This window comes from Streptomyces xingningensis, assembly GCF_054957865.1.
Window position 1 is genome coordinate 1 of sequence record NZ_JBDJPF010000053.1, and the last position, 23,961, is coordinate 23,961.

The 23,961-nt window shown below is 70.6% G+C and carries 22 protein-coding genes and 1 pseudogene; 10 read left to right on the forward strand and 13 right to left on the reverse strand.

The window, feature by feature from the left end:
• Positions 1-157: 157 nt before the first annotated feature.
• Positions 158-1,963, reverse strand: a complete 1,806-nt coding sequence (locus tag ABCR83_RS24130) for a trypsin-like serine peptidase (protein ID WP_462697253.1) — start codon at positions 1,961-1,963, stop codon at positions 158-160.
• A gap of 114 nt (positions 1,964-2,077) precedes the next feature.
• Positions 2,078-2,611, reverse strand: a complete 534-nt coding sequence (locus tag ABCR83_RS24135; protein ID WP_462697254.1) for a hypothetical protein — start codon at positions 2,609-2,611, stop codon at positions 2,078-2,080.
• A 140-nt stretch (positions 2,612-2,751) separates the two neighbouring features.
• Here ABCR83_RS24135 and ABCR83_RS24140 point away from each other — a divergent pair, with 140 nt between their 5' ends.
• From ABCR83_RS24140 to cyaB, 3 genes are all read left to right on the forward strand, one after another.
• Positions 2,752-4,095 carry a hypothetical protein gene (locus tag ABCR83_RS24140; RefSeq protein ID WP_462697255.1) on the forward strand — a complete coding sequence of 448 codons (1,344 nt, stop codon included), beginning with the start codon at positions 2,752-2,754 and terminating at the stop codon, positions 4,093-4,095.
• Positions 4,092-4,631, forward strand: a complete 540-nt coding sequence (locus tag ABCR83_RS24145; RefSeq protein WP_462697256.1) for a flavoprotein — start codon at positions 4,092-4,094, stop codon at positions 4,629-4,631. Before ABCR83_RS24140 ends, ABCR83_RS24145 begins: the two co-directional genes overlap by 4 nt.
• Positions 4,632-4,746: 115 nt before the next feature.
• Positions 4,747-5,343, forward strand: a complete 597-nt coding sequence (gene cyaB / locus ABCR83_RS24150) for a class IV adenylate cyclase (protein WP_462697305.1) — start codon at positions 4,747-4,749, stop codon at positions 5,341-5,343.
• Between the two features lie 233 nt (positions 5,344-5,576).
• On the opposite strand, the gene ABCR83_RS24155 is transcribed toward cyaB, so the two are convergent.
• Entirely contained in the window at positions 5,577-6,119 is a 543-nt protein-coding gene (locus ABCR83_RS24155) for a class I SAM-dependent methyltransferase (protein WP_462697257.1), read from the reverse strand.
• 150 nt (positions 6,120-6,269) lie between these two features.
• On the opposite strand from ABCR83_RS24155, the gene ABCR83_RS24160 reads away from it, so the two are divergent.
• Positions 6,270-7,523 carry an MFS transporter gene (locus ABCR83_RS24160; RefSeq protein WP_462697258.1) on the forward strand — a complete coding sequence of 418 codons (1,254 nt, stop codon included), beginning with the start codon at positions 6,270-6,272 and terminating at the stop codon, positions 7,521-7,523.
• Positions 7,524-7,578: 55 nt separating this feature from the next.
• On the opposite strand, the gene ABCR83_RS24165 is transcribed toward ABCR83_RS24160, so the two are convergent.
• The 4 genes from ABCR83_RS24165 to ABCR83_RS24180 form a co-directional block, all read right to left on the reverse strand.
• The gene (locus ABCR83_RS24165) at positions 7,579-8,040 is read right to left on the reverse strand and encodes a hypothetical protein (RefSeq protein ID WP_462697259.1); all 462 of its coding nucleotides are present in this window, start codon (positions 8,038-8,040) and stop codon (positions 7,579-7,581) included.
• Between the two features lie 43 nt (positions 8,041-8,083).
• The gene (locus tag ABCR83_RS24170) at positions 8,084-8,788 is read right to left on the reverse strand and encodes a phytanoyl-CoA dioxygenase family protein (RefSeq protein ID WP_462697260.1); all 705 of its coding nucleotides are present in this window, start codon (positions 8,786-8,788) and stop codon (positions 8,084-8,086) included.
• A 102-nt stretch (positions 8,789-8,890) separates the two neighbouring features.
• The gene (locus ABCR83_RS24175; RefSeq protein ID WP_462697261.1) at positions 8,891-9,190 is read right to left on the reverse strand and encodes a hypothetical protein; all 300 of its coding nucleotides are present in this window, start codon (positions 9,188-9,190) and stop codon (positions 8,891-8,893) included.
• Positions 9,191-9,226: 36 nt separating this feature from the next.
• Positions 9,227-9,559 (reverse strand): hypothetical protein, encoded by a 333-nt coding sequence (locus tag ABCR83_RS24180; protein WP_462697262.1) that lies wholly within the window; start codon positions 9,557-9,559, stop codon positions 9,227-9,229.
• A 174-nt stretch (positions 9,560-9,733) separates the two neighbouring features.
• Here ABCR83_RS24180 and ABCR83_RS24185 point away from each other — a divergent pair.
• From ABCR83_RS24185 to ABCR83_RS24200, 4 genes and pseudogenes are all read left to right on the forward strand, one after another.
• Positions 9,734-9,946, forward strand: a pseudogene (locus ABCR83_RS24185) (helix-turn-helix domain-containing protein); the annotation flags it as partial.
• A gap of 126 nt (positions 9,947-10,072) precedes the next feature.
• Positions 10,073-11,104, forward strand: coding sequence for a hypothetical protein (locus tag ABCR83_RS24190; RefSeq protein ID WP_462697309.1), 1,032 nt, complete (start codon positions 10,073-10,075; stop codon positions 11,102-11,104).
• 159 nt (positions 11,105-11,263) lie between these two features.
• Positions 11,264-11,704: an N-acetyltransferase family protein gene (locus tag ABCR83_RS24195; protein WP_462697263.1), complete on the forward strand. Its 441-nt coding sequence runs from the start codon at positions 11,264-11,266 to the stop codon at positions 11,702-11,704.
• A gap of 65 nt (positions 11,705-11,769) precedes the next feature.
• The gene (locus ABCR83_RS24200; RefSeq protein ID WP_462697264.1) at positions 11,770-12,630 is read left to right on the forward strand and encodes a hypothetical protein; all 861 of its coding nucleotides are present in this window, start codon (positions 11,770-11,772) and stop codon (positions 12,628-12,630) included.
• Here the strand turns inward: ABCR83_RS24200 and ABCR83_RS24205 are convergent.
• The 5 genes from ABCR83_RS24205 to ABCR83_RS24225 all read right to left on the reverse strand — a co-directional run bounded on the left by ABCR83_RS24205 (position 12,627) and on the right by ABCR83_RS24225 (position 19,108).
• Entirely contained in the window at positions 12,627-13,760 is a 1,134-nt protein-coding gene (locus ABCR83_RS24205) for an XdhC family protein (RefSeq protein ID WP_462697265.1), read from the reverse strand. The two genes, ABCR83_RS24200 and ABCR83_RS24205, sit on opposite strands and share 4 nt — an antisense overlap.
• 1 nt (position 13,761) lies before the next feature.
• Positions 13,762-15,228: an NCS2 family permease gene (locus ABCR83_RS24210; RefSeq protein ID WP_462697267.1), complete on the reverse strand. Its 1,467-nt coding sequence runs from the start codon at positions 15,226-15,228 to the stop codon at positions 13,762-13,764.
• A 121-nt stretch (positions 15,229-15,349) separates the two neighbouring features.
• A complete protein-coding gene (gene pucD / locus ABCR83_RS24215) occupies positions 15,350-17,737 on the reverse strand; it encodes a xanthine dehydrogenase subunit D (RefSeq protein ID WP_462697269.1) in 2,388 nt (795 codons plus the stop codon).
• Between the two features lies 1 nt (position 17,738).
• Positions 17,739-18,227 (reverse strand): (2Fe-2S)-binding protein, encoded by a 489-nt coding sequence (locus ABCR83_RS24220; RefSeq protein WP_462697270.1) that lies wholly within the window; start codon positions 18,225-18,227, stop codon positions 17,739-17,741.
• On the reverse strand, positions 18,218-19,108 hold the full coding sequence (locus ABCR83_RS24225; RefSeq protein WP_462697271.1) for an FAD binding domain-containing protein: 891 nt from the start codon (positions 19,106-19,108) through the stop codon (positions 18,218-18,220). The genes ABCR83_RS24220 and ABCR83_RS24225 overlap by 10 nt, the downstream gene beginning before the upstream one ends.
• Positions 19,109-19,363: 255 nt before the next feature.
• Here ABCR83_RS24225 and ABCR83_RS24230 point away from each other — a divergent pair, with 255 nt between their 5' ends.
• Together ABCR83_RS24230 and ABCR83_RS24235 are read left to right on the forward strand one after the other, a co-directional pair.
• Complete coding sequence (locus ABCR83_RS24230; RefSeq protein WP_462697272.1) at positions 19,364-21,064, forward strand: PucR family transcriptional regulator; 1,701 nt, start codon at positions 19,364-19,366, stop codon at positions 21,062-21,064.
• Positions 21,065-21,127: 63 nt separating this feature from the next.
• Entirely contained in the window at positions 21,128-23,074 is a 1,947-nt protein-coding gene (locus tag ABCR83_RS24235; RefSeq protein WP_462697273.1) for a hypothetical protein, read from the forward strand.
• A gap of 66 nt (positions 23,075-23,140) precedes the next feature.
• Here the strand turns inward: ABCR83_RS24235 and ABCR83_RS24240 are convergent, their stop codons facing one another.
• Positions 23,141-23,938, reverse strand: a complete 798-nt coding sequence (locus ABCR83_RS24240) for an SGNH/GDSL hydrolase family protein (protein WP_462697274.1) — start codon at positions 23,936-23,938, stop codon at positions 23,141-23,143.
• Positions 23,939-23,961: the final 23 nt, after the last annotated feature.

Consider the following 23,961-nt stretch of genomic DNA (forward strand, 5'->3'; position numbering starts at 1 on the left):
GGGCGGCGGGGGGGGCGGGGGGGGCCCACTGGCGCCCCCCCTGTCCCACCGGGCGCTTACGGGCACCCGGCGGGGCCAATTCCGGGGCCGGGGGGGGGGGGGGGGCCCCGGCCGGCGCGGGGGCCCCCCCCCACGTCGGCCTGGGTTCAGCCGCCGATCAGGGTGCCACCAGCGGGTTCCAGATGCCGAGAGCGCGCGCGGTGCTGCGGTCATAGAGGGAGGTTTCGCCATTGCTCCAGCGGACGACCAGGTCGTCCCGGCGGCCGGAGGCCGAGAAGTCGCCGGCGACCATCACGGAGCCGTCCTTGGTGGAGGAGCTCCCCGCCTGCACCGTGGTGCGCGCCTTGGGATCGCAGTCGGTACCGGCGCAGGCCTGCAGCTGACCGTCCGGCCAGCGGGCGATCAGGTCCTCACCGGTCCGTCCGGAGAACCGGCCGGCGGTGATGGCGGTGACGCCCTGCCAGCCGGAGCCCTTCTTGGCGAGCGTGCGCTCCTTGCCGGTGCCCGAGGCGCTGACACCGCTGTGCAGGGTGACCTCGCCATCGCGCCAGACCGCGGCCAGGTCGGTGGAGTTGCCCGCGGTGTTGAACCCGCCGCCGGTGAGCTTGACGGCGTCCTTCCACATGGACCCGGCGCGGCCCAGCACATACTCCCGGGACGAGGTGAAGACGCCCTTGCCCACATCCGCGAAGAGGCTGAGCTTGCCGGTGTTCCTGCCCTTGTCGTCTCCCCAGAGCACCACGAGGTCGCCGGTGCCGCCGGTGAAGTTGCCACCGGTGACGGACAGGGCCCGCTCCAGGGGGCTGTGCTGGTCCGCGATCCTGCGTCCCGCGCCGAAGCCGCCCGAGCCATTGCCCGGGTAGAGGGTGGCCTCGCCGTCCTTCCAGACCACCAGCAGATCTTCGCGGCCGTCACCGGTGTAGTCACCGGCCACCAGGAACCGCGCCGACCGCATGTACTTGGCCTGCTCCGGGAGGGCGGGGGCGACCTGTGTGGCCAGTCCGCCGCCGACCGGGTCACGGCCATTGACCGCGTCCGCGTAGAGCCGCTGTATCGACTGGTCGAAGACCGGGGAGTAGCTGATCCAGTGGACATTGCCACCGCCGCCGGAACCGCCGACGATGCCGATCACATCGCCCGTGCGCTTCCTGGCGTCATAGTTCATGATCCAGGGGCCGCCGGAGACTCCGTCGAAGAGGTTCTCGCACTGCAGCCGCAGCTGACGGTAGCCGGGGAGCTGACTGGTCCCCGTGCTGCAACTGACCGCCCGCTGGGTGGGGTTGTACCTCTTGTTGGGGTAGCCGACCACGGTGACCGTGTTGGTCATGCGCGGCGTATTCGTCAGCCGCAGCCCCCCGACGGCGTCTTCGGCCTTCTTGCCCTGCCTGTTGGGACCCACCCGCAGGAAGGCGAAGTCCAGGTTGGAGTCCTGGCCCGTGCCATTGGCCGTCTTGTATCCGGGATCGATGAACTTCTTCCCACCCACCGGGAACACCCCGAACGGCTGTTGCGCCGCACTCTTGCCCTTGCGGAACTGCGGCACGAATATCGGGTACGCCTTCTTGCTCAAGTCCTTGTTCTTGATGCAGTGGGCGGCGGTGAGTATCAGATCGCGGCCGCCACTGCGCACCACACTGGCCGTGCAGGAGGTGTCGCCCGCGACGTCCTTGAAGAAGAACGTGCCGACCATGGGCAGTCCGTCACCGAAGGTGCCCTTCGGAGTCCCGGCCGGCGCGCCGGCCGCTGCACGTCGGGAGCGGGCCAACCCGGACGGCGGGACGGTACCGCGCTGGGCGTCGACGGGCTGCGCGGCGGCCATGCGGTCGGCCGTCCAGTACTTCTCGGCGGCGGAGCTGTCGCCGGGTGCGGGAGCGGCGGTGGCCGCAGTGGCGGTGACCGCCGTGCCACAGGCGGCCATGGCCAGGGTTATGGCGAGACTCCGGGACCATCTGGAAGGCGTCAAGGCGAGCAGATCTCCGACTTGGGGGACAAGTGTTCGGAGAATGTTTTCACGGCACAACTGCCCGTCGGTCGCCGGGGGCCCGGAGGGATCTATTCCTCTTCAAGATCCTCTTGCTCAAAGCGCACTCGATCGCCCCCAGTTGACCGTCCGCACCGTCGCGGGCCGCCGCCGGAGCCCCGCCTTGATCACGGCACGCACGGCGCCCGGCACACAGAGATCACCTCCGCCGCTCGGCGGGGTCAGCAGCCAGTACGTGCCGGGCGGCTCGGCGCGGTGCGGGGCCGGGACGCCGAGGTAGTGGTCCTCCCCCAGCGCCGTACCGCCGGGCTCGCGCCAGCCGGCAGCGGTGCCGGGCGGCACGAGGGCGTAATACCAGCGCCGCGCGGGATCGACGATGACGGCACCGCCGATGCCCGCCTCACGGAGGGCACGCTCGACCATCTCGCGCTTCTCGCTGTCAGCGAAATGGTGGACGAGCTCGGCAGGGAGGCGGATCGCGTCGAAGTGAACACCGATACGGAGCATGGCGGGGGCGTCGCGCATCCATGCCTCACGGGCGGTGCGGGGGTGGAGCTCGCGTGAGACGAGCCACGAGGCCGCATCTACGGCCGGATACAGGCACCTTGACTTCTCCTCCGAGAATTTCATGACTCAAGAACATCGCTCCACGACGACCGGGACCAGGCCAGAGGGGAGGTCATCCAGGAGGACGTTTCGGAGGACATTTCCATATCCGCAAGCCAATCCGCGGGATACGTTGTGCCGTACGCCACGCTCGGAGGCAGTACATGTCAGGTCCATATGGCAACCGCCTGCTCGTACAAGCACGCATCGCCAGAGGCATCCACACCCAGGAAGAGTTCGTCGAAGCCTTCGAGTCGATGGCGGTCGAACTGGGGACCAGGCTCAGTGTGTCCGTCCGCCAGGTCCGGCGCTGGGAGTCCAGGGCACCTGGCTGGCCCCACCCAGGAACGCGGACGGTTCTTCAGGCCCTGCTGCAGTGCCCCATCGAGCAGTTGGGGTTTGCACGCCCGATCAAGGGGGTCAAGCCCTCGCCCTCGCCCACCGAGGCGCACGATGACCCCGTGAGACGACGTGAGTTCATGGCTGGTTCACTTGCCGCGATCACTGCCGTGAGCGTGCCCGCTACCCCCGAAGATCTACTGGATTACGTCACCACAGACCCGATGGACCCACTGAGGAACGCACTCACCGGCACAATCGCCCTCACCGCCGAACCCAGGAGTCCCGACGCACTGTTCAAAGCAACCGCTGCCGCCAAGCGCCACATCCAGGCATGCCGCTACGCCCAGCTCACTCGGACTTTGCCCAGCCTCTTGATCGAACTGCAAACCCGCCACGAACATGACCGTGAACAACGGCAGATCGACGTCGCCGCAGCAAACGCCTACCACGTAGCCGCTTCATTGCTCCTCAAGTCCAATGATCCAGCCTCCGCTTGGATCGCCGCTGAGAAAGCCATGACAACCGCCCGTCGCGCGGAGTGCGCCGCCGCGTTTGCCACGGCCTCGCGCATCCTCGCCCACGCGATTGCATCCGTTGGCCACCATCGTCAAGCCATCCGAGTAGTCACACACGCAGCCGACCAGCTCGGCGGAGGAATCAACCGAAACGATCCCGACCGAGTATCGGTATTCGGTTCCCTGCTGTTAAGAGGGGCATGGGCGGCATCAACAGCCGGAGATCGAGACACGGCTGAGGCTCTATTGGAAGACGCAGACAGAGCAGCCGAGTTGATCAATGGATCGAGCGGAAACCGTCAATGGACCGCCTTCGAAGCCGGCAACGTGACTCTGCACAGGGTCTCCATCGCACTTACTCTGGGTGACGCAGGCCGTGCCCTGGATGAAGCGCGGAAAGTCAATGTCGGCACTTTGGCAGTAGCGGAACGCCGAGCCGTCTATTGGACCGACGTGGCACGCGCCTTGTACGGCTGCGGACACACACAGAAGGCGACCGCAGCCCTTCTCGCGGCTGAGTGTGAAGCGCCCGAAGAGGTACAGTCACGCCCTGTGGTGCGTAATCTGATCGGAGAACTTCTGATGCGTGATCGAGGTGGACGTGTGCCGGTCCTGCGCTCACTGGCAGCCCGAGCTCAGGTGGTCGTATGAACTCCGGCAAGGTCCTCTACCACGTCATCTGCGCCGCCGGACCCGCAACAGACGCCATTCAGCTGGTCCAAACCGCGGTCAGGCGCGGCTGGGACGTTTGCGTCATCGCCACACCCGCTGCAGCGACCGGAGGATTCATCGACCGTCCCGCGCTGGAGGAAATCTCAGGACGGCCCCTTCGCTCCGACTGGCGCCAGGCAGACGAAGCGAAGCGCAACCCTCCTGCCGACGCCATAGTCGTCGCTCCGATGACGATGAACACCGCCAACAAATGGGCTACCGGTATCGCGGATACCTACGCCCTGGGCCTGCTCTGCGAGGCCATTGGGCTCGGGCTTCCCATCGTGGCCCTCCCCTTCTGGTCCACCGCCTTCCAAAAACACCCCGCAACGCAGCGCTCGATCGAAACCCTGCGTTCAGCGGGGGTGCGCATCCTGCACGGTCCGGGCGAATGGGCACCTCACGCACCTGGAACAGGTGGCAAGCAAATCGACCACTACCCCTGGGACTTGACTCTGGAGGTACTGACGGCATGAGCGGCCAGCAGCATGACCCGCATGAAACCAGCGGACCTTGGGGAGCTCACCCTGAGCCGCGCGGGTGAGGCGATCACCGACCCCGCCGACCGCGTTACCCGAACGAGGAAGCATGATGATCGAGGCAGAGCTCAAAGCCCGTGTCCGCGACCCCGAAGCCGTCATGCACCACCTTGAACAGCGCGCCATCGGACGGGCAGAGGTGTACCAGGACACGTACTACGACACCGCGACAGGCACCCTTGCCGACGAAGACCGCGAACTGCGAGTCCGGACCGTGCACGCATCGGATGGCACACGAAGTTTTCTCACCTACAAGGAGGCCGGCGTCGACAAAGCTTCCGGCTCCAAGCCGGAGCATGAGACTCGAGTTGACGACCCAGCCGCAATCCATGCCACGCTGCGCGGCCTCGGTTACGTCCCCTCCATCACCTTCGAAAAGCGATGCCGCAACTACTCGTTTGAGACGCGCGGTCGCCGCATGACGGCCACACTCGTCCAAGTTCCGGAGATCGAAGGTACTTTCATCGAGGTCGAGACGCTGGTCAACGGCGATGATGTGCGGTACGCCTTGGCCGACGTCAGGGCTGTACTCGAAGACCTCGGCATCGATGAACAGGATTTGACAACCGAGCTGTACACCGACGCTGTGGCTTCCCGCCGCGGGCAACAGAAGCACGGCCAAGGTCCTGTACCACCTCGCTCCGCCTAACTAACCCAGATACGGCGCCGTCACCTGCCTCGGTCGGTATGCCGGTACAGGCTCACGTGGTGGGAACTGTGGCTGGTGAACTCTGCGCATCGCCAGTTCGCCCAGCGTTCGGCGATGGCGAGCCCGGCGAGGCGAGCCATGAGATCGATCTCGCTCGGGTATGCGTACCGCTTGGTCGCGGGCAGCATCCGCGTGCCCTGCTCGGTGATCCGGATCTCCTGGGACCGGATGGTCTAAGCGAGCCGGTCGTGGAGAGCGAAGGTGACCTTCGCGTGGTCGGTGCCGATGTCCCGGACGGCGGTGTGGTCCTGAAGCGGGAGGGCCCGGCCTCCCGGTACGGCGGCCTCGATCGCGAGGACGCCGCCGGGTGCGAGGAGTCGGGCGGCGTTGTGGATGCAGCTGGTCTGCCGGTCCTGATCGAGCAGCAGGAAGAACGTCGAGGCCGCGCAGTAGATCAGCTGGTACGGGTCGTCGCTGAGGTCCGGCTCGGCCATGTCGCCGAGCACCGTACGGACCGACAGGCCGCGGCACCGGGAATGGAGCACGTCGAGCATCCGGGGCGAGGCGTCGATGCCGGTGACCGGTATCCCGGCGGCGGCCAGGGGGAGGGCCAGCCGGCCGTCTCCCACGCCGAGTTCCAGCGCGCGACCTCCAGCAGCAAGGCCGGTAAGGGCCTTGACCGCCTCCTCGGGTGGGAGGTGTCCGGCTGAATCGGCCGTGTAGTGGTCGGCCCATTTATCCCAAATACGTGCCTGGGCGTCGGATTGTGCACTCAAGGTTGCCTCCAGTGCTCGGGTATGACCGGTGCTGTTCCCGCGCACGGGTGGGGCTCCGGTCGGATTCGGGGTTTGCCGGTGGCGCTGGGGCGACCGGTCCTAGGGTGGCGTACCTGCCGTCGGGAACCGGGTGCCGGAGGAACGTGCGCGATGGGATACATGCGGCTTCTGCGCCGCCGGTCCGTGCTCTGCTTGTGGCTCTCGATGGCGCTCTCGACCTTCGGCGACCGGCTGTATGGACTGGCCGTGATGTGGGTGGTGTACGAGTCCACACACTCGGCGTCGCTCATGGGCCTGGTCGCTGTGGTGGAGTCGCTGCCGTACATCGTTCTGGGCGGTGCCGGGCGCCTGATGGAGCGGTTCGCGTCCTGGCGGCGCCTGGCGTGGGTAGATGCCGCCCGCACGCTCGTGGCCGTGGCGGTGCCGCTGGTGTGGTCGCCCACCTTCGACGGGTTCGTGGTGCTGCTCGTCCTGGTGCTGGTGCTGGGCGTGCTCGGGGCGGTCTTCGACCCCAACCTCGGGGCGTTGGTGCCGGAGTTGGTGGAGGCCGATGAGGTCCAGCACGTCTCCGGCCTGTTCGACCTGACGACGCGGCTCGCCGCCGTCGCCGGCCCGGGCAGCGTGGGGGCCTTGCTCCTGGTGGTCTCCGAGATCCAGCTGTTCGCCCTGGACGGAGCGACGTTCGCGGTGTCGGCGGCGGTCCTGAGCTGGCTCGGCCGCCGCGCGGTCGCCTCCGCCGTGCCGGACACGGCCCAGGAGGCGGGGCCACGGGAGCCGGTACGGGTGCGTCCGGTCCTGCGCGAGCACCCCAGGGTCGGGGTCGCGGTGACGGTGCACGCGGCCGGGCTGTTCGTCGCGGCCGTCTCAGCGGTCGGGCTGCCTGCGCTGCTTGCCCACCGGATGGGGCAGGGCGCCGCCGGGTACGGCCTCGCGCTCGCGGCGACGGCGGCCGGGGCGCTGGCGGGGAACCTGCTGATCGGGAACCTGCCCGACCGATGGCCTTGGCTGGGGACGTACTGCGGGGCCTGGGCGGCGGCGGGGGTGATGCTCGCCGGGCTCGGGATGGCTACGACGCTTCCCGCCGTGCTCGCGCTCAGCGTGGCCTCCGGCCTCCTGGTCCCCGTCTCGGCGGTGACCTTGCGTACGCACCTGTCGCGGTTCCCCGGGCCGGTGCGGCTGCGGCTGCTGACGGTGGACCAGACGGCCATCCGTACGGCGGGGACGGCCGGGATGCTGCTGCTGCCCTTCGCGGTGGACGCGGCCCCGGCGAGGACGTTCGTGGGCGCCGGTGTCCTGCTGTCGTCGATCGCCCTTGCCGGATGGTGGGCCGGGCGCCGGCTGACAGACCGTCCCGTCCCGACGACTGCTGCCGCACCGCAGATCGCGGCGGCGCCGAAGGCGTGAACCGGGCCCCCGTCCGCCCGGGTACGAGGCAGGCGGGGGCCCGGTCGTGCGGTGGTCAGGCCGCGTCCGCGCTGAGGTTCCACGCGGCGTGGTTCAGGGACAGCCAGTGTTCGACGGTGATGTTCTCCAGCGGCACGCCGATCTGCTGGTAGATCCGCTTGTGCATGGCGCCGAACCACGCCTCACGGCGGTCGTCGAAGAACTCACGGTCGTACCAGGCGACGCCCAGGATGATCGTGCCGCCGCCGGCCTTGTTGTCGGGGTCGGCCTCGAAGTAGGTGCACTGCCAGTCCCAGAGCATCTGCTCTTCGGGCCGGGCCCGCAGGCGGTCGTCGGAGTCCTTCAGGTGCTCGATGCACTGCTCGACGATGGCCCGGTCGGGGCAGTAGTAGTGGCAGTCGCTGAACGCCACGGGCGTCTTGTCGCCGCGCCGTCCGGCGTCGCCGTCCTCGCCGACCAGGACCCGCACGCGCGTGATCTGCTGCGTGTCCTGGTCGAGCATGGTCGTCACGGACATGATCGTTCCTCCCTGTCTCGGTTGGTGCCGGTAGGGATTTCGTTCACCAGCCCGGCCCGCACACGGGGTCGAGCTGGGGCATGGGGTGGCCACCGCGCGGACGGACGCCGCCCGGGGCCACGTAGCGGATGTTCAAGGCGATGCGGTGCCGGGCCGTGGTGTTGGGCCCGGAGCGGTGCAGCAGCCGCACGTCCATCAGCAGCGCCTCACCGGCCGACACCGCGACGACGCGGGCCCGGTCGGCGTCCGAAGGTTCGGCGATGGACAGGGGACGCCCCCGGCCGCTGCCCTCGGACCCGGAGTCGGTGTCGACGGTGAACGCCCGCCATCCGGCCGTGTGGGAGCCGGGCAGCACCGCGACGGCGCCGTTGTCGGCGTCGGCACCGCTGATCGACAGCCAAGCCGTCACCGCCCGCACGGGGTCGAGCTCCAGCCGTTCGTTGATGCCGTCCTGGTGCCACGGCACCGTGAACGCACCGGAGGGGGGCTTGAGGATCAGGAACGTGTTCTCCACGGCCACCGAACCGCCGATCAGCGCGGTGACCGTCTCGACCAGGGCCGGGGCCCGCACGGCCTCACGGGCCCACCCCATGGTGGCGTGGGGGTTCTTCACCACCTCCCGGCCCTCCAGGCGCCGGATCAGAGAACCGGCGAGGGCGACCGCGTCCGCAGCCTTGGCCCAGCGCAGTCCCGTGGTGAACCCGCTCTCGCCCAGCGGCCCGGTGCGGGTGTCCTCGGCGTGGTGCACGGCGGCCTCCTCGTGGTCGGCGCTGCTGCCTTGAGGCTTGCTGTGGAGAACCGTACGGAGCCGGCCGGGGGCCGGGAGAGTGCCAGGGCGTCTGCCAATCCGTCATCCAGAAGCGGTCGGCACGGCCTGGCGTCGGGCCCCCCTCGACGCCGCACGGGCCCGCCGCAGCCGGTCCTCGGCAAGGTCGAGGACGGCCGCCAGGTGCACGAGCCACCAAGTGGTGGGGGTGCGCCCCTCGTACTCGGTCTCCCACCGCCACACGTCGTTGCGGACCACGGTGTTGCGTCCCGACCGCTCGGCCAAGCGGCGGGCGACGTCGTCCTCGGACAGGCCGAGCTGTTCACGCCGGGAGCGGATGAGGGGCCCGATCCGCTCGGCGTCCTCGTGGATGTGGTGCGGCATCGTGCTCCTCCAGCTCCGTGAAGGGGACAGGTCAGGTCATCGCGTTCGGTTGCGCTTGTCGATGGCCCGCTCCAACTGAACGGACACCACCGACATCTGGTCGGGGTCGAGAACGAGAGCCGTCGTCACCGTGCGGCCGTCGCGGAAGCAGACTTCGACCGGCAGAACAGCCTTCGCCCGGTGGGGGTCGTACGTCAGGTCCCGCTTGAGCGGCAATACGTGGTCGATGAACGCCGATCGCGACCCCGCGGAGGTGCTGGAGGCCGCCTGGCCGGCCGTGGTGCTGCGGGTCACCTCTCTGGCACCGGCCCCGTCGGTGGGGGCCGCAGCCTGGTGCTCGATGGGGTCAGGGGAGAACGCGTGGGCCATGGGGAGAAGAACTCCTCTACTGATGCGGGATGGGCAGATTCACGCCATGCTGAACAGCCCGTTGGTGTACGGGCGTTGGGGGATATCTCGCAGGCTGGACTGGTCAACGCGCGCCCGGTAGTCCTGGCATCGTGAAGGAATGTGAACCGTGGATTCACCACCGGGGAGGGCCATGTGGGGCGGCGTCCGCGCAAGCTCAACCGCTACGACAGCTTCGCCGAGTACCTGGGCGGGGAGCTGTACGAGTGGCGCACGTTCCGTGGCTTGTCGCAGCAGGGGTTAGCCGACAGGCTCCACTGCGACCGATCCCTCATCTCGCTGGCCGAATCGGGTAGGCACCTTCTGTCGGAGGACATGCTCGCGGCGTGCGACATCATCCTGGAGACAGGCGGCGCCCTTTCGCGCCTCCGGCCCTGGGCAGCCGGTGAATGCCCCTCCCCACCCCACACCAGAAGCTCTCTCGGCGACGGCGCTTCGGCACCTCCCTCGGCGGGAGAGGAGGGAGACGACGACATGAAACGACGCACCATCCTCCGCGCGGCGTTGGGGACCAGCGCCGTCCTGTCCCCGCCGGTTCTCGAACTCCTTGCCGGGCAACAGGCCAGGGCCGAATCCGCCATCACCACCGCCGCAGGACGCGACGTGCTCATCGGCCGCTGGGAGGAGACCGCCTGGCGCTACGGCTGCGGCTACGGCGGACGCGCCCCCATCGCCGTCCTGCACGATGCCCTCCTCGACCTCGAAGACCTCCACCGCTTCCTGACCGAGTTGGAGGACGAAGGCGAGCGCGAGCGGGTCCTGCGCGTCTCCGCGCAGATGTCCGGCATCGTCGCGCTCGTCCTCGGCGACATGGGGTACCCACGCGACGCGCACCGCTGGTATGCCAACGCCGCTGCTGCCGCCCAGGCCAGCAAGGACACGACGGTGCAGGCATGGGTGACCGCGCGGGAAGCGATGGTCCCTCTCAACTGGGGCCAGCCCGCCGCCGCCCTCCGCCTCGCCGACCGCGCCCGCAGCCTGGCAGGCGACGGCATCTCGGCCGCCGGAGCACTGGCCGCCGCCGCCCAGGCCCGCGCCCACGCCGCCCTCGGCCACGTTGACGAGACCCGCAAGGCGATAGCCGATGCCGAGCGCGCCCGCGAGCGCCTGCGCGACACGGACGCGGCAGGCACCTGGTACGGCTACCCGGTCCAGCAGCACCTCGTCCATGCCAGCCGCGCCTACACGGCCATCGGCGACACCGGCCCGGCCGACCGGATGCAGGCCGAGGCTCTACGACTGATCAGCCCTGCGTCCGTGATGTCCCCGGCCCTGATCCACCTCGACGAGGCACTGTGCACGGCTGCCAAGGGCGACCACGACAGCGCGTGCACCCAAGCGGTACACATCATCACCACTCTCCCGCCCTCGTACCGGACCGGCCTGATCGCCCGCCGGGGCCAGGAACTCGTAACCGGCCTGCCACGCGGGGCCCGGGAATTGACGGCAGCGCGCGATCTACGGGAAGTCCTGTCCTCCTCGCAGCCGCCACAGCTGCCTGCCTGACCGCATAGCAAAGCGCGGCCCCCTCAGACGAATTGAGGGGACCGCGCCCATACTTGATCGTTCCGCCTTCGGCTTGACGCCCTCGCCGGTGGCGTCAGCACCATGGCGAACTTAACCGCCACGAAGACCAATCCATGAGCGGCTGGCAGCATGGCCCGCATGGAACCAGCGAATCCTGACGGGCTCACCCTGCGCCGCGCGGGCGAGGCGGATGCCGAGGCGCTGAGCGCGATCGACTCGGTGGTGGCAGGCGGTGACCGCGAGCGGAGCATGCGCATCCGGCGCTGGTGTACGCGGAACGCGGTGATCATGGCGGAGAGTCCGGCCGGGCCACTGGGCTATTGCGTGCTGGAGTACACCTTCTTCGAGCAGGGTTTTGTCAGCATGCTGATGGTGGCGCCGGCCGCCCGCGGCCGGGGCGTGGGTGCGCGGCTACTCACGGCGGCGGAGGCCGCCTGCGCCACGGACAAGTTGTTCGCCTCGGCCAACCTCTCCAACCAGCCGATGCAGCGGCTGCTGCAGCGCGTCGGCTGGCGCCCGGTCGGCATGGTGCACGGCCTGGACGAGGGGGACCCTGAGCTGTTCTATCTGTGCCCGTAGTCCGGCCCTTCACGCGGTGGCATACCGTACGTGCTCGAGCGCGGGAACGAGAGGAAGTCCGATTCATGACCATGCCACCGCCTGAGCAGCCGCCTCAGCCGCCGCAGCAGCCCCCGATGCCGCCGTCATACGGCGCACCGCAGCACCAGTACCCGCAGCACCCGGCCTATCCACAGCAGGGAGCCTGGGGAGCGCCACCGATACCGCCGCCGCCCCCGCCGCGCCGGGGGCTGGGGGCCGGGGCGATCGTCGCCATCGTCGCCGGTGCACTGGTGGGCGTGGTGGCACTGGGCGGGGTTCTGTTCTATGCCACCTCCGACGACAAGAAGGACGACCGGAAGACCCATGCCTCGGACCACCCCTCCGGCCGTCCGTCCGGCAACAGCTCGCCGGGCACGGCCGGTCCCGCTCCGTCCTCCCAGCGGTACCGGCTCACGGTGCCGCACTCCCTGGCGGGCGGCCAGTACGTCCTGGCCAAGGACGTGAGCCAGACCATGCAGGACGGCATAAAGGGGCAGAGCAGCGGCCTGTTTGCCCGCCATATGAAGGGGGTGGGCGGTCAGTACACCGGCGCCTCCGGCGCCGAGTCCGCCAGCCTGGTTGCCGCCGGCATCTATGGCGAGGTCACCAACCCCAAGTCCGCGCTGGACAGCATGCTCCGGGGGATGTCCGAAAGCCAGGGGGTGCATGTCACCACGCCCGCCCGGGAGATCACGCCGTCCGGCAGCCAAGAGCCCGTCACCTGCGAGGTGATGGAACTCACCCGGTCCGGAGGGACAGCCTCCATATACGTCTGTGGGTGGAGTGACCACAGCACGGTGGCCACCGTCACCTTCCCCAGCCTCACCGAGAAGGCCGACCTCGACGCACTCGCGAAGAAGACCGCCACAGTGCGCGACGAGATGCGCGTACCCCTGTCGTCCTAGCCGGCGGCCTGGACCAGCCCGCACACCGCCGACCCCACCACCGCCCCATCGTGGTGGATCGGCACCCCCGACCCCGTCAGTGGCACCCCCGACCCGCCCCGGCGCACCGCGACGATCTCGGCGGCGATGGAGAGCGCGGTCTCCTCCGGTGTGCGGGCCCCGAGGTCGAGCCCGATCGGGGAGTGCAGACGGGACAACTCCACCTCGCTCAGGCCTGCTTCGCGCAGGCGTGCCAGCCGGTCCCGGTGGGTGCGGTGGGAGCCCATCGCGCCGACATAGGCGACGGGCAGCCGGAGGGCCCGTTCCAGCAGGGGGAGGTCGAACTTCGGGTCATGGGTCAGGACGCACAGCGCCGTACGGGAGTCGAGCCGCTGGGCGTCCAGGTAGCGGTGCGGCCAGTCGACGACGATCTCATCGGCGTCCGGGAAGCGGTGGGCCGTGGCGAAGACGGGGCGGGCGTCGCAGACCGTGACCCGGTAGCCGAGGAACTTCCCGGCTCCGACCAGGGCCGCGGCGAAGTCGATGGCGCCGAAGACCAGCATCCGGGGTGGTGGGACAGCGCATTCGACGAGCAGGACGGCCCGCTCTCCGCATCCGAGTTCCACGGTGCCGGTGCGGCCCGTGTGCAGCAGTGCGGCCGCCTCCGCCGTTGCCGTGCGGTCGAGTTCCGGGGGGCCGCCCAGGGTGCCGGTGCAAGTGCCGTCGGCTCGTATCAGCAGGGCGCCCGGGGGGCCGGTGAGGGGCCGTGCCACCGCCACCGGCTCGCCTCCTGCCGCCGCGGCCAACGCGGCCGCGATCAGCGGGCGTTGGGGGGCCGCGGCCGGGACCGGGGTCACCAGGATGTCGATGACTCCGCCGCAGGTCAGGCCCACGGCGAAGGCGTCCTCGTCGGAGTAGCCGAAGCGCTCCAGCACGCCCTCGCCGCTCTCCAGGGCGGCCCGGCACAGCTCATAGACGGCGCCCTCCACGCAGCCGCCGGACACCGATCCCACCACCGTGCCGTCGGCGTCGACCGCGAGGGCGGCGCCGGGCTGCCGGGGGGCGCTGCCGTGCACGGCGACGACCGTGGCGACGGCGAAGTCGCGGCCCTGCCGACACCACTGGTGCAGCTCTTCGGCGATGTCCAGCACGTCAACTCCCCTTGATGCCAAGCCAGTGCTCGATGGGATGCAGGGCGAAGTAGACGGCGAAGACGGCCGTCAGCGCCCACATGAAGGCACCCGGTTCGCGCCATTTGCCCTCCGCCGTCTTGATGGCGGTGTAGACGATGACGCCCGCGCCGACGCCCACGGTGATGGAGTAGGTGAACGGCATCAGGACCGTGGTGAGGAACACCGGGATCGCCACGCCGCGGTCGTTCCAGTCGATGTGCCGTGCGTTGCTCATCATCATCGCGCCGATCACCACCAGGGCGGCCGCGGCGACCTCGCCCGGCACGATGCGGGTGAGCGGAGTGAGGAACAGGGCCGCGGCGAAGAACAGGCCGGTGACGACGGAGGAAAGGCCGGTGCGGGCGCCTTCGCCCACCCCGGTCGCGGACTCGATGAAGACGGTCTGCCCGGACGCCCCGCTGACGCCGCCGATCGCACCGCCCGCGCCGTCGATGAGCAACGCCCGGCTCAGGCCGGGCATCCGGCCCCGGTCATCGGCGAGGCCCGCCTCGGTGCCCACGCCGATGATGGTGGCCATGGCGTCGAAGAAGCCGGCCAGCACCAGGGTGAAGACGATCATGCTCACGCTCAGTGCGCCGATCGAGTCCCAGCCGCCGAACTCGACCTGGCCGAAGAGCGAGAAGTCGGGCATCGAGACGGCGCTGTCCTTGAGTTCGGGGGGCCCGCTCTGCCATGCCGTGGGACCGGGGTCGGCGACCGCGTTGACGATGACGGCGAGGACCGTGCCGATGACGATGCCGATGAGGATCGCGCCGGAGACCTTGCGGGCCTGGAGCATGAAGACAGTCAGGAGGGTGACGCAGAAGATCAGGACCGGCCAGCCCGCCAGCTCGCCCGAGGGACCCAGGGTGACCGGGCCGCCGCCCCTTGAGGCGTGGACAAAGCCCGCCTTCACCAGTCCGATGAGGGCGATGAACATGCCGATGCCCATGGAGATGGCGTGCTTGAGGGCCAAGGGGATGGCGTTCATGATGAGTTCGCGGAGGCCGGTGAGCACCAGCAGCATGATCACGACGCCATAGATCACGCACATGCCCATCGCCTGCGGCCAGGTCATATGCGGGACCACCTGGGTGGAGAGCACCCCCGAGACGCCCAGTCCGGCGGCCAGCACCAGGGGAACCCTGCCGATGAACCCCATGAGCAGGGTGCACACCGCCGCGGCGAGGGCGGTGCCGGTGATCAGCGCGGCATGGCCCAGGGCATGCCCATGGACGTCCTTGCCGGACAGGATCAGCGGGTTGAGCAGGAGGATGTAGCACATCGCCATGAAGGTGGTGATGCCGCCGCGCACCTCCCGGGCCAGAGTGGAGCCCCGGTCGGAGATGTGGAAGTAGCGGTCGGGCCAGGACCGCCCGGCCGGGGGGCGCGAGCCCGCGCCCGCGGCCCCGGCCGGGGTCGCCGGCTGCACGGATGAGTGGGTCATGGTGCCTGCTCCTTGGATGCCATGAGGCTGCACGACCCGGGGGACGGCCCGAGACGGAACGGGACTGCCCCGCCCGGCGGTTGGGGGGCGCCACCGCCGGGCGGAGGAGTGCAGGGAACGGTCAGGACGTCCCGGTGAGGTGTTCGGGACGGACCGGTACCCGGTCGAGGGCCAGGCCGGTGGCCTGGCGGATGGCCGCCACCACGGCGGGGGTGGCGGAGAGGGTCGGCGCCTCGCCGACGCCGCGCAGCCCGTACGGGGCGTGCTCATCGGCGAGTTCAAGGATGTCGACCGGGATGGCGGGGGTGTCGAGAATGGTGGGGATGAGGTAGTCGGTGAAGGAGGGGTTGCGGACCCTGGCCGTCGCCGGGTCGACGACGATCTCCTCCATCACGGCGAGGCCCAGCCCCTGGGTCGTCCCGCCCTGGATCTGGCCGGTCACGGACAGCGGGTTGAGCGCCTTGCCGACGTCCTGGGCGCAGGCGAGCTCGACGACCTTGACCAGGCCCAGCTCGGTGTCGACCTCGACGACGGCGCGGTGGGCGGCGAAGGAGTACTGGACATGGCCGAAGCCCTGCCCGGTCGTCAGGTCGAAGGGTTCGGTGGGGCGGTGCCGCCACTCCAGCTCCGCCTCCACGACCTCCTCGCCGAGGATGTCCGCCAGGTCGGCGAGGACCTCGCCGCCGTCGGTGATCACCTTGCCGCCCTCCAGCACGAGTTCGGCGGTCGCCCAGGCCGGGTGGCAGCTGCCGAAGCGGGCCCGGCCGAGCTCGAGCACCCGCTCGCGCACCGCCTCGCAGCTGTGCTTGACCGCGCCACCGGTGACATAGGTCTGGCGGGAGGCGGAGGTCGAACCCGCCGAGCCCACCCGGGTGTCCGCGGGATGGATGGTCACCTGGCCGACGCCCAGCTCGGTACGGGCGATCTGGGCGTGGACGGTCACCCCGCCCTGGCCCACCTCGGCCATCGCGGTGTGCACGGTGACCACCGGCTCGCCGCCCACCACTTCCATCCGCACCCGGGCGGTGGAGTAGTCGTCGAAGCCCTCGGAGAAGCCGACGTTCTTGATGCCGACGGCATAGCCGACGCCGCGCACCACGCCTTCGCCATGCGTGGTGTTGGACAGGCCGCCGGGCAGGGCGCGGATGTCGGGGGCGCCGCCGGCGGTCTCCCACTGCCGTTGCGGAGGGAGCGGCCTGGCCTTGACCCGGCGGAGCAGTTCGGCGACCGGGGCCGGGGAGTCGACGATCTGGCCGGTCGGCATGACCGACCCCTGGGACATGGCGTTGCGGCGGCGGAACTCCACCGGGTCGAGGCCGAGTTCGGCCGCGAGCCGGTCCATCTGCGCCTCATAGGCGAAGCACGCCTGGACCGCGCCGAAACCGCGCATGGCGCCGCAGGGCGGGTTGTTGGTGTAAAGGGCGACGGCCTCGATGTCCACATGGTCGACGACATAGGGGCCGACGGCGAGCGAGGCGGCATTGCCGACCACGGCCGGGGAGGAGGAGGCATAGGCGCCGCCGTCCAGCACAATGCGGGCCTTGACATAGAGGAGCTTGCCGTCCCGGTCGGCGCCGTGTTCATAGTCGAGCCTGGCCGGATGGCGGTGGACATGGCCGAAGAAGGACTCGAACCGGTTGTAGACGATCTTCACGGGCTTGCCGGTGCGCAGCGCCAGCAGGCAGGCATGGGCCTGCATCGACAGGTCCTCGCGGCCCCCGAAGGCGCCGCCGACGCCGGACAGGGTCATCCGCACCTTGTCCTCGGGCAGGCCGAGGACCGGGGCGATCTGGCGCAGGTCGGCGTGCAGCCACTGGGTGGCGATATAGAGGTCGACGCCGCCGTCCTCGGCGGGTACGGCGAGGCCCGACTCCGGGCCGAGGAAGGCCTGGTCCTGCATGCCCATCGCATAGCTGCCGGAGACAATGGCATGGGCCCGGGCCCGGGCCGCCTCGGCGTCGCCGCGGAGGACGGGCTGGCGGTGGACGATGTTGGGGTGCGGGACATGGTCCGCGTGGGGATCCGTGCGGCCCGGGTGGAGGAGGGGTGCGCCGGGTGCCGTGGCGCTCTTCTCGTCGGTGACGACGGGGAGTTGCTCGTACTCGACCCTGATCCTGGCGGCGGCGCGGCGTGCGGTCTCGGGGTGGTCGGCGGCGACCAGGGCGACGGGTTCGCCATGGTGACGCACCACGCCGTCGGCCAGGACGGGGGTGTCCTGGATCTCCAGACCGTAGCGGGTGGCGGCCGGGAGGTCCTGGTGCGTCAGCACGGTGTGCACACCGGCGGTGGCGAGGGCCTGGGAGACGTCGATGGAGACGATCCGGGCGTGGGTGTGCGGGCTGCGGAGGGTGAAGCCCCACAGCATGTCCTCGTGCCACAGGTCGGAGGCGTAGGCGAATTCGCCGGTCACCTTGCGGGTGCCGTCCGGGCGGAGAGCGGATTCGCCGATTCCGCCGAGCGTTCCGCCGTCGTGCCGGGTGAGCGGTCCGGGCGTGCCGGGGTCGCGCATCTCAACCCACCCTTCCGGCGCGGGCGGACGCCAGGCGCACCGCGTCGAGGATCTTCTCATAGCCGGTGCACCGGCAGAGGTTGCCGGAGAGGGCTTCCCGGATGTCCGCGTCGGACGGCTCGGGGTTGCGCTCCAGCAGCTCATCGGCGGCGACCAGCAGGCCGGGGGTGCAGAAGCCGCACTGCACCGCGCCGGCGTCGATGAACGCCCGCTGTACCGGGGCGAGTTGTCCCTCGGCGGCTCCGGCGTGGGCGGCCAGGCCCTCGACGGTGACGACCTCGTGGCCCTCGGCCTGTCCGGCCGCCACCAGGCAGGCGCAGACCGGGACGCCGTCCAGGCGTACCGTGCAGGAGCCGCATTCCCCTTGCTCGCAGGCATTCTTGGAGCCCGGCAGGCCCAGCCGCTCGCGCAGGACGTACAGCAGGCTCTCGCCCTCCCATACGTCGTCCGCCTCCTGTGGCCGGCCGTTGACCGTGAAATTCACGCGCACCGCGCGCCCCTCTCCCCCGTGTTGCGGTATTCGTCCCAGGCCCAGCCGAGTGTGCGCCGGGCCATGATTCCCACGGCACGCCTGCGATAGGCGGCGCTGCCGCGTACGTCGTCGATCGGGTTGCACGCGCCGGAGGCGAGCTCGGCGAACTGGGCCGCCGTGGACGGCGGGATGGGCCGCCCCGACTCCCACAGGCCGTCCTCCGCCAGCGCGGCGGCGAGGAACTCCTCGGCCGCGCGGGCCCTGACCGGCGTCGGCGCGGCGGACCCGATGCCGGTGCCGACGGTGCGCGAGCCGGGGTGCAGGGCGAGTCCGAACGCGCACACCGCGATGACCATCGCATTGCGGGTGCCGACCTTGGCGAACTGCTGCGGCCCGGTGGCCTTGCGGATGTGTACGGCCCTGATCAGTTCGTCCGGCGCCAGGGCGTTGCGCTTCACCCCGGTGTAGAACTCCCCGACGGGTATCAGGCGGGTGCCGCGCACCGAAGCCGCCTCGACCTCCGCGCCCGCTGCCAGCAGTGCGGGGTGCGAGTCCCCGGCCGGGGAGGCGGCACCGAGGTTGCCGCCGACGCTGCCGCGGTTGCGGATCTGCGGTGAGCCGACGGTGTGGGCGGCGAGCGCGAGCCCGGGGAGCGGGCCGCGCAGTTGCTCGATGATCGTGGTGTAGGGGACGGCGGCGCCGAGCCGGATGTCCTGCTCGCCGGTTTCCCAGGCGCGGAGTTCGCCGATGCGGGTCAGGTCCAGCAGGTACTCCGGCCGGCGGTGATCGAAGTTGATCTCGACCATCACATCCGTGCCGCCCGCGATGGGCACAGCCGTGGGGTGCTCGGCCTTGGCGGCGAGAGCCTCCTCCCAGCCGGCGGGGCGCAGGAAATCCATGACGTCTCTTCTCGAGCTCGAAGCCGTTCGAGGGGGGTGTCCGGTGGGGCCGTCCATCTGGCGTTCACGCTGCGTGGGCCCAGTACAGGGGAGGGCCGATGCCCCGGTGCAGTCACCGAAACCATGAAGCGGTTGGCTGGCCAGGGCCCTGGTCTTGTAGATTCGAACGAAAGACGGGGTGCGGAAACCTCACGGCATTCCACCGGCATCCCACCGGCAACAACAGGCACCAAGAGAGATCGGCGGCGACCCACGATGCGGCTGCGCGCACTGCTGGAGACCCAGGCGCTGGGCCTTCGACTGCTCGGCGGCGAGGACGAGCTCGACCGCACCGTGCGCGGCGTGATGACCACCGATCTGCGTGACCCCAGCCGCTATCTCTCCGGCGGGGAGCTGGTGCTCACCGGCCTGGCCTGGCGGCGTGAGCCGCAGGACTCCGAGCGGTTCGTACGCATCCTGGCGACCGCCGGGGTGGCCGGGCTCGCGGCGGGCGAGGCGGAGATCAGCTCCACGCCGGACGACCTGGTCGCGGCCTGCGCCCGGCACCGGCTGCCGCTGTTCTCCGTCAACGAGGACGTCTCCTTCGCGTCCATCACCGAGCATGTGGTCCGGCAGGTCTCCGGCGAGCGCGCCGGGGACCTGGCGGCGGTCGTGGACCGGCACCGTCGGCTGATGACCTCGGGCCCGGCGGGCGGCGGCCCCGAGGTGGTCCTCGACCTGCTCGGCTCCGACCTCGACCTACGGGCCTGGGTGCTCTCCCCCGCCGGCCGTCCGATCGCCGGCTCCACCCTGGCGGGCGCCGGCCCGGCCCTGCCCACGGAGGTCGGCTCCTTGCTCGCCGGCGAACACCTGGCCGCATCCCGCACCGGCCGCCCCGACCCGCACCGGGTCTTCGCCGACGGCGACACCTACTCCCTGTTCCCCATCCGCGGGGGCGGCCCGGTGCCGGGCGACCCGCGTGAAACCGTGCTGTCCGACTGGCTGCTGGCCGTGCAGGCGGACGCCGGGGACTGGCCCGCCGAACGACTGGACCTGCTGCACGGCGTCACCCAGCTGATCGCGGTGGAACGCGACCGCCGGGACGCCGCCCGCACGGTGCGCCGCCGCCTGGCCCAGGAGGTCCTGGAGCTCGTCCAGGCGGGCGCCGCGCCCGCCGAGATCGCGGCCAGGCTGCGGGTGGCCGCCCCCGTCCTGCTCCCCGGACCGGGCACCGCCCCGCACTGGCAGGTGGTGGTCGCCCGGGTCGAATGGGACGACTGCGAGCTCCCCGGCGGCCCCATCGCCCAGGCCCTGCTCGAGGAGGTGCTGATCGCCCCGGACGCCTCCGGCACCGAACCCGCCGACCGGATCGCAGTCGCCGACGCCGGAGACGAGGCCGTCGCCCTGGTGCCGCTGCCGACCGTCGCCGCGGCGACCACCGCCGCCGTCACCGGAACGGACCAGCCCGCTCCGCTGGATTCCGGTCTGCACGCCGACGCCCTCCTCGCCGCGATCCACGAACCCCTCTCCCGCGGACTCGACGGCGACGGCCGTCTCACCCTGGGCGTCAGCGCCGCCGTCCACTCCGCCGAGGGCCTGCGCGGCGCCCTGGAAGAGGCCCGGCACGCCCGCCGCGTCGCCGCCGCCCGCCCCGGCCGGGTCAGCGCCGCCGGCCACCAGGAGCTGGCCTCCCACGTCCTGCTGCTCCCCTTCGTCCCGGACGACGTCCGCCGTGCCTTCACGGCCCGCCTGCTGGATCCGCTGCGCGACTACGACCACCGGCACCGGGCCGAGCTCATCCCGACCCTCGAGGCGTTCCTGGAGTGCGACGGCTCCTGGACGCGCTGCGCCACCCGGCTGCACCTTCATGTGAACACGCTGCGGTACCGGGTGGGCCGGATCGAGCAGCTGACGGGCCGTGATCTGTCCCGGCTGGAAGACAAGTTGGACTTCTTCCTGGCGCTGCGGATGGGTTGAGATTCCTTCGACACCTCCTAACCTCAGGTATGAGCTTTGATGCAGCGACCATGAGGGGCAGTCGTGTCTGAGAATCCGAGCCCTCGCGGCACCGAGCCGTCGGTCGTGGTCGGCGGCGACAACCACGGCATCATCAGCACCGGCCACCACGCCATCAATGTGATCCATGACGAGCGCGGCTTTGTCGAGCTCCCCAGCCTGCTGGACCTGCCGTTACGCGAGCCCCCGGTGCTGTCCGCCGCCCCCGCCCCGGCCGGCCTCTTCGGCCGTGACGAGATCGTGGCACAGGTCTTCGGACAGCTGACCGGGGGGATCAGCGTGCAGCTGTACGGGGCAACGGGCGTCGGGAAGAAGGCGATCGCCAAAGCGGTGCACCGGAAACTGGCCGCGCGCGGGCAACGGGGCCACATCCTGTACCCCCGCGCCGGGGAGACGGGCACGCTGAACACCCTGTACGAGCGGCTGGCCGGGGCGTTCTTCGGCAAGAACTTCCTGCGCGGGGTCGATGAGACGATGCTGCACGCGGCCGTCGCCAAAGTCGCCCATGTACACATCACCGTCATCGAATGCGCCCTGGACCGGGAGGACTTGGCCCGGCTGCTGCAGACCTTCCCCGGCTGCACCTTCCTGTTGACGTCCCCGTACCCGACCCTGCCGGACACCGCGGCCGCCCATCACGTCCAGCCGCTGGCCCGCACGGCCGCGATCGAGCTGCTCAGCGCCGAGCTGGGGCTCCCGCTGGGCCCGGCCGGGTTACAGAACCTGCAGTTCGACCACGCCTACCGGATGGCCGAGGGAAAGCCGCAACGCCTGCGCCAGTACGCGGAGTTCATCAAGGGATCGGATGAGTGGCGGGCCAGGAAGACCGAGGAACCCCACGACCAGCCGCCGCCGGTCGATCCGGCGCAGCTGAGCCCGCAGCAGCAAGCGGAGGCCCTGGCCGTCGCCCTGAGCGAACCGGCCCGGCGGGTGCTGGTAGCGCTGGCGACATTCGGCACCCCGCTGCCCGCCGCATGGTTCGCACCGGTCACCGGATTTCTGCAGGACACCTACGCCGGGCTGGAACTCTACGACCGGCGCCTGGTCACCTACCACGGCGACGCCTACCACATCACCGCGGACGCGGTCGCCGCGGTCCGCCGCCAGAACTGGGCCCCCACCGCGGCGGCCACTGCCGCCGAGGGGCTGTTGGCGGCGCTCGCCGAAAGGGGCGGGCCGCCCGGTCCGGACCCCGGCCTTCTCCTGGCCGTCGCCCGCACCCTGCGGGATGCCCAACAGTGGGGACTGGCCTCGTACTTCATCAGGTTCGCCGTGCCGGTCGCGCTGACGGAGGGCCGCGGGCAGGTGGCACTCCAGCTCTATGTGCTGGGCAGACTGGCGGCCACCCGCAGTGGAATGACCGCGGACCTGGAGTACTACGCCCGCAGCGAGCAGCTGACCCGCAATCTGCTGGAGGGCGACAAGGTCGCGGCGGCCGCGGCTTTGCTGGTGCTCGCCCCGCCGGTCGGCAAGGCGGCGGTGGCGAACACCGGCAAAGTGGCCGCCTACCTGGGGAAGTTGACCGCCACCGTCTCCACCAAGGTCGGCATCACGGTGACGGCCGCCGCCGTGGCGGCCGCGACCACCACGGGTGTCGTGGTGGTGGCAACGGACGGCGGCGGGGGCGGGATGCCCGCCGGGTGCGCCGAGGCCGGCCAGGCACACAAGGTCTATCTCAAGCGAACAGAGGGCGTGCGGACCCATCGGGAACTTGTCGGCCCCTACCGGCAGATGTCGTCGGACCTGAGCGCCGCGGCCGCGAAGGCAACGGACCCAAAGGTGAAGTCCGCGCTCCAGGCCCAGGCAGGCGACTGGAACAGCAAGGCCGGCACCCAGCAGCGCGAGGACGACAAGCTCGGCTCCAACGTCCACCCCGACGTCAGAGCCAGCCTCGCCAGTGCGAGAGCGTTGGCCGATGGCACCGGGTCCTTCGCGGCCTTGTTGGGCGTCTGCCCCGACGCCGCGAAGTGATCACGAGCCTCGGCGCACTGTTCCTTTGACCTGCGCGCGGCCCGCCACCCCGGTGGGCCACTGCCGTCACAGCCGGGCCAGGACCTCGCGGGCCATGGCTCGTTCACCCGCCAGGTTGGGGTGGAAGGGCACCGTGGGCCGGGTGGGCAGGAGTGCTTCGCTCCAGCGGACGCCGTCGGGGGCACAGATGTCATGCCCGGTGCTGGCCGGGTGGAGGTCGACGAACTCGGCGCCGGCGGCCCGGGCTACGTGGGCCAGCACGGCGTTCAAGTGGTTCTCGGCGTGGGCGAGATACCCCAGATCGCCGTCGGCCAAGGTCTCCCGGGGACGGCAGGAGCCATGGTCGGGGAACACCTTCAGATAGCCGACCAGCAGGACGCGGGCGTGCGGGGCGCGGTGGTGGATGGCCGACAACTCGGCGGCGGTCCGCTCCCCGGCCGTCTCGGCCGCGTGCCGGATCTCGTCCTGGCCTCCTTGCCGGTAACTGGCCCGGCAGGGGGCGCCGTGGGGATTCAGGAGCCCGAGCAGGGTGCAGCGCTGGATGGCGTCGGAAAAGCCGGCGTCATTGGCTCCAATGGTGAGGGTGACCAGCGTGGTGTCCGGTGAGAGAGCGCCGAGTTGGGAGTCCGGGGCGGCGGCTTCTGCGCCGCTGCAGGTGACATCGGTGAAGGCGGCGGGGCGGAGGGCGCGGGCGAGCAGGTGGGGGTAGTTGTTGCCCGAGCGCAGGCACGGCAGGTCCGTCTGCGGGGGCACACCGGCCGCGGAGGCAGCCGAGTCACCCATCGCCACATATCTCACCGGCCGGGGCAGGGCGGCGGCGGGCGCGGGGCCCACGGCGCTCAGGGCCAGGAGCGCCCCGGCCATGAGCGCGGCCCATCGAAGGGGAC

Bases quoted from the DNA above. Each gene is read 5' to 3' on its own strand.
- ABCR83_RS24140 (WP_462697255.1), top strand. From the start codon at position 2,752: ATGTCAGGTCCATATGGCAACCGCCTGCTCGTACAAGCACGCATCGCC.
- ABCR83_RS24190 (WP_462697309.1), top strand. From the start codon at position 10,073: ATGAAACGACGCACCATCCTCCGCGCGGCGTTGGGGACCAGCGCCGTC.
- ABCR83_RS24195 (WP_462697263.1), top strand. From the start codon at position 11,264: ATGGAACCAGCGAATCCTGACGGGCTCACCCTGCGCCGCGCGGGCGAG.
- ABCR83_RS24175 (WP_462697261.1), bottom strand. From the start codon at position 9,190: ATGCCGCACCACATCCACGAGGACGCCGAGCGGATCGGGCCCCTCATC.
- cyaB (WP_462697305.1), top strand. From the start codon at position 4,747: ATGATCGAGGCAGAGCTCAAAGCCCGTGTCCGCGACCCCGAAGCCGTC.
- ABCR83_RS24135 (WP_462697254.1), bottom strand. From the start codon at position 2,611: ATGAAATTCTCGGAGGAGAAGTCAAGGTGCCTGTATCCGGCCGTAGAT.
- ABCR83_RS24225 (WP_462697271.1), bottom strand. From the start codon at position 19,108: ATGGATTTCCTGCGCCCCGCCGGCTGGGAGGAGGCTCTCGCCGCCAAG.
- ABCR83_RS24210 (WP_462697267.1), bottom strand. From the start codon at position 15,228: ATGACCCACTCATCCGTGCAGCCGGCGACCCCGGCCGGGGCCGCGGGC.
- ABCR83_RS24180 (WP_462697262.1), bottom strand. From the start codon at position 9,559: ATGGCCCACGCGTTCTCCCCTGACCCCATCGAGCACCAGGCTGCGGCC.
- ABCR83_RS24145 (WP_462697256.1), top strand. From the start codon at position 4,092: ATGAACTCCGGCAAGGTCCTCTACCACGTCATCTGCGCCGCCGGACCC.
- ABCR83_RS24160 (WP_462697258.1), top strand. From the start codon at position 6,270: ATGGGATACATGCGGCTTCTGCGCCGCCGGTCCGTGCTCTGCTTGTGG.
- pucD (WP_462697269.1), bottom strand. From the start codon at position 17,737: ATGCGCGACCCCGGCACGCCCGGACCGCTCACCCGGCACGACGGCGGA.
- ABCR83_RS24165 (WP_462697259.1), bottom strand. From the start codon at position 8,040: ATGTCCGTGACGACCATGCTCGACCAGGACACGCAGCAGATCACGCGC.
- ABCR83_RS24240 (WP_462697274.1), bottom strand. From the start codon at position 23,938: ATGGCCGGGGCGCTCCTGGCCCTGAGCGCCGTGGGCCCCGCGCCCGCC.
- ABCR83_RS24200 (WP_462697264.1), top strand. From the start codon at position 11,770: ATGACCATGCCACCGCCTGAGCAGCCGCCTCAGCCGCCGCAGCAGCCC.
- ABCR83_RS24230 (WP_462697272.1), top strand. From the start codon at position 19,364: ATGCGGCTGCGCGCACTGCTGGAGACCCAGGCGCTGGGCCTTCGACTG.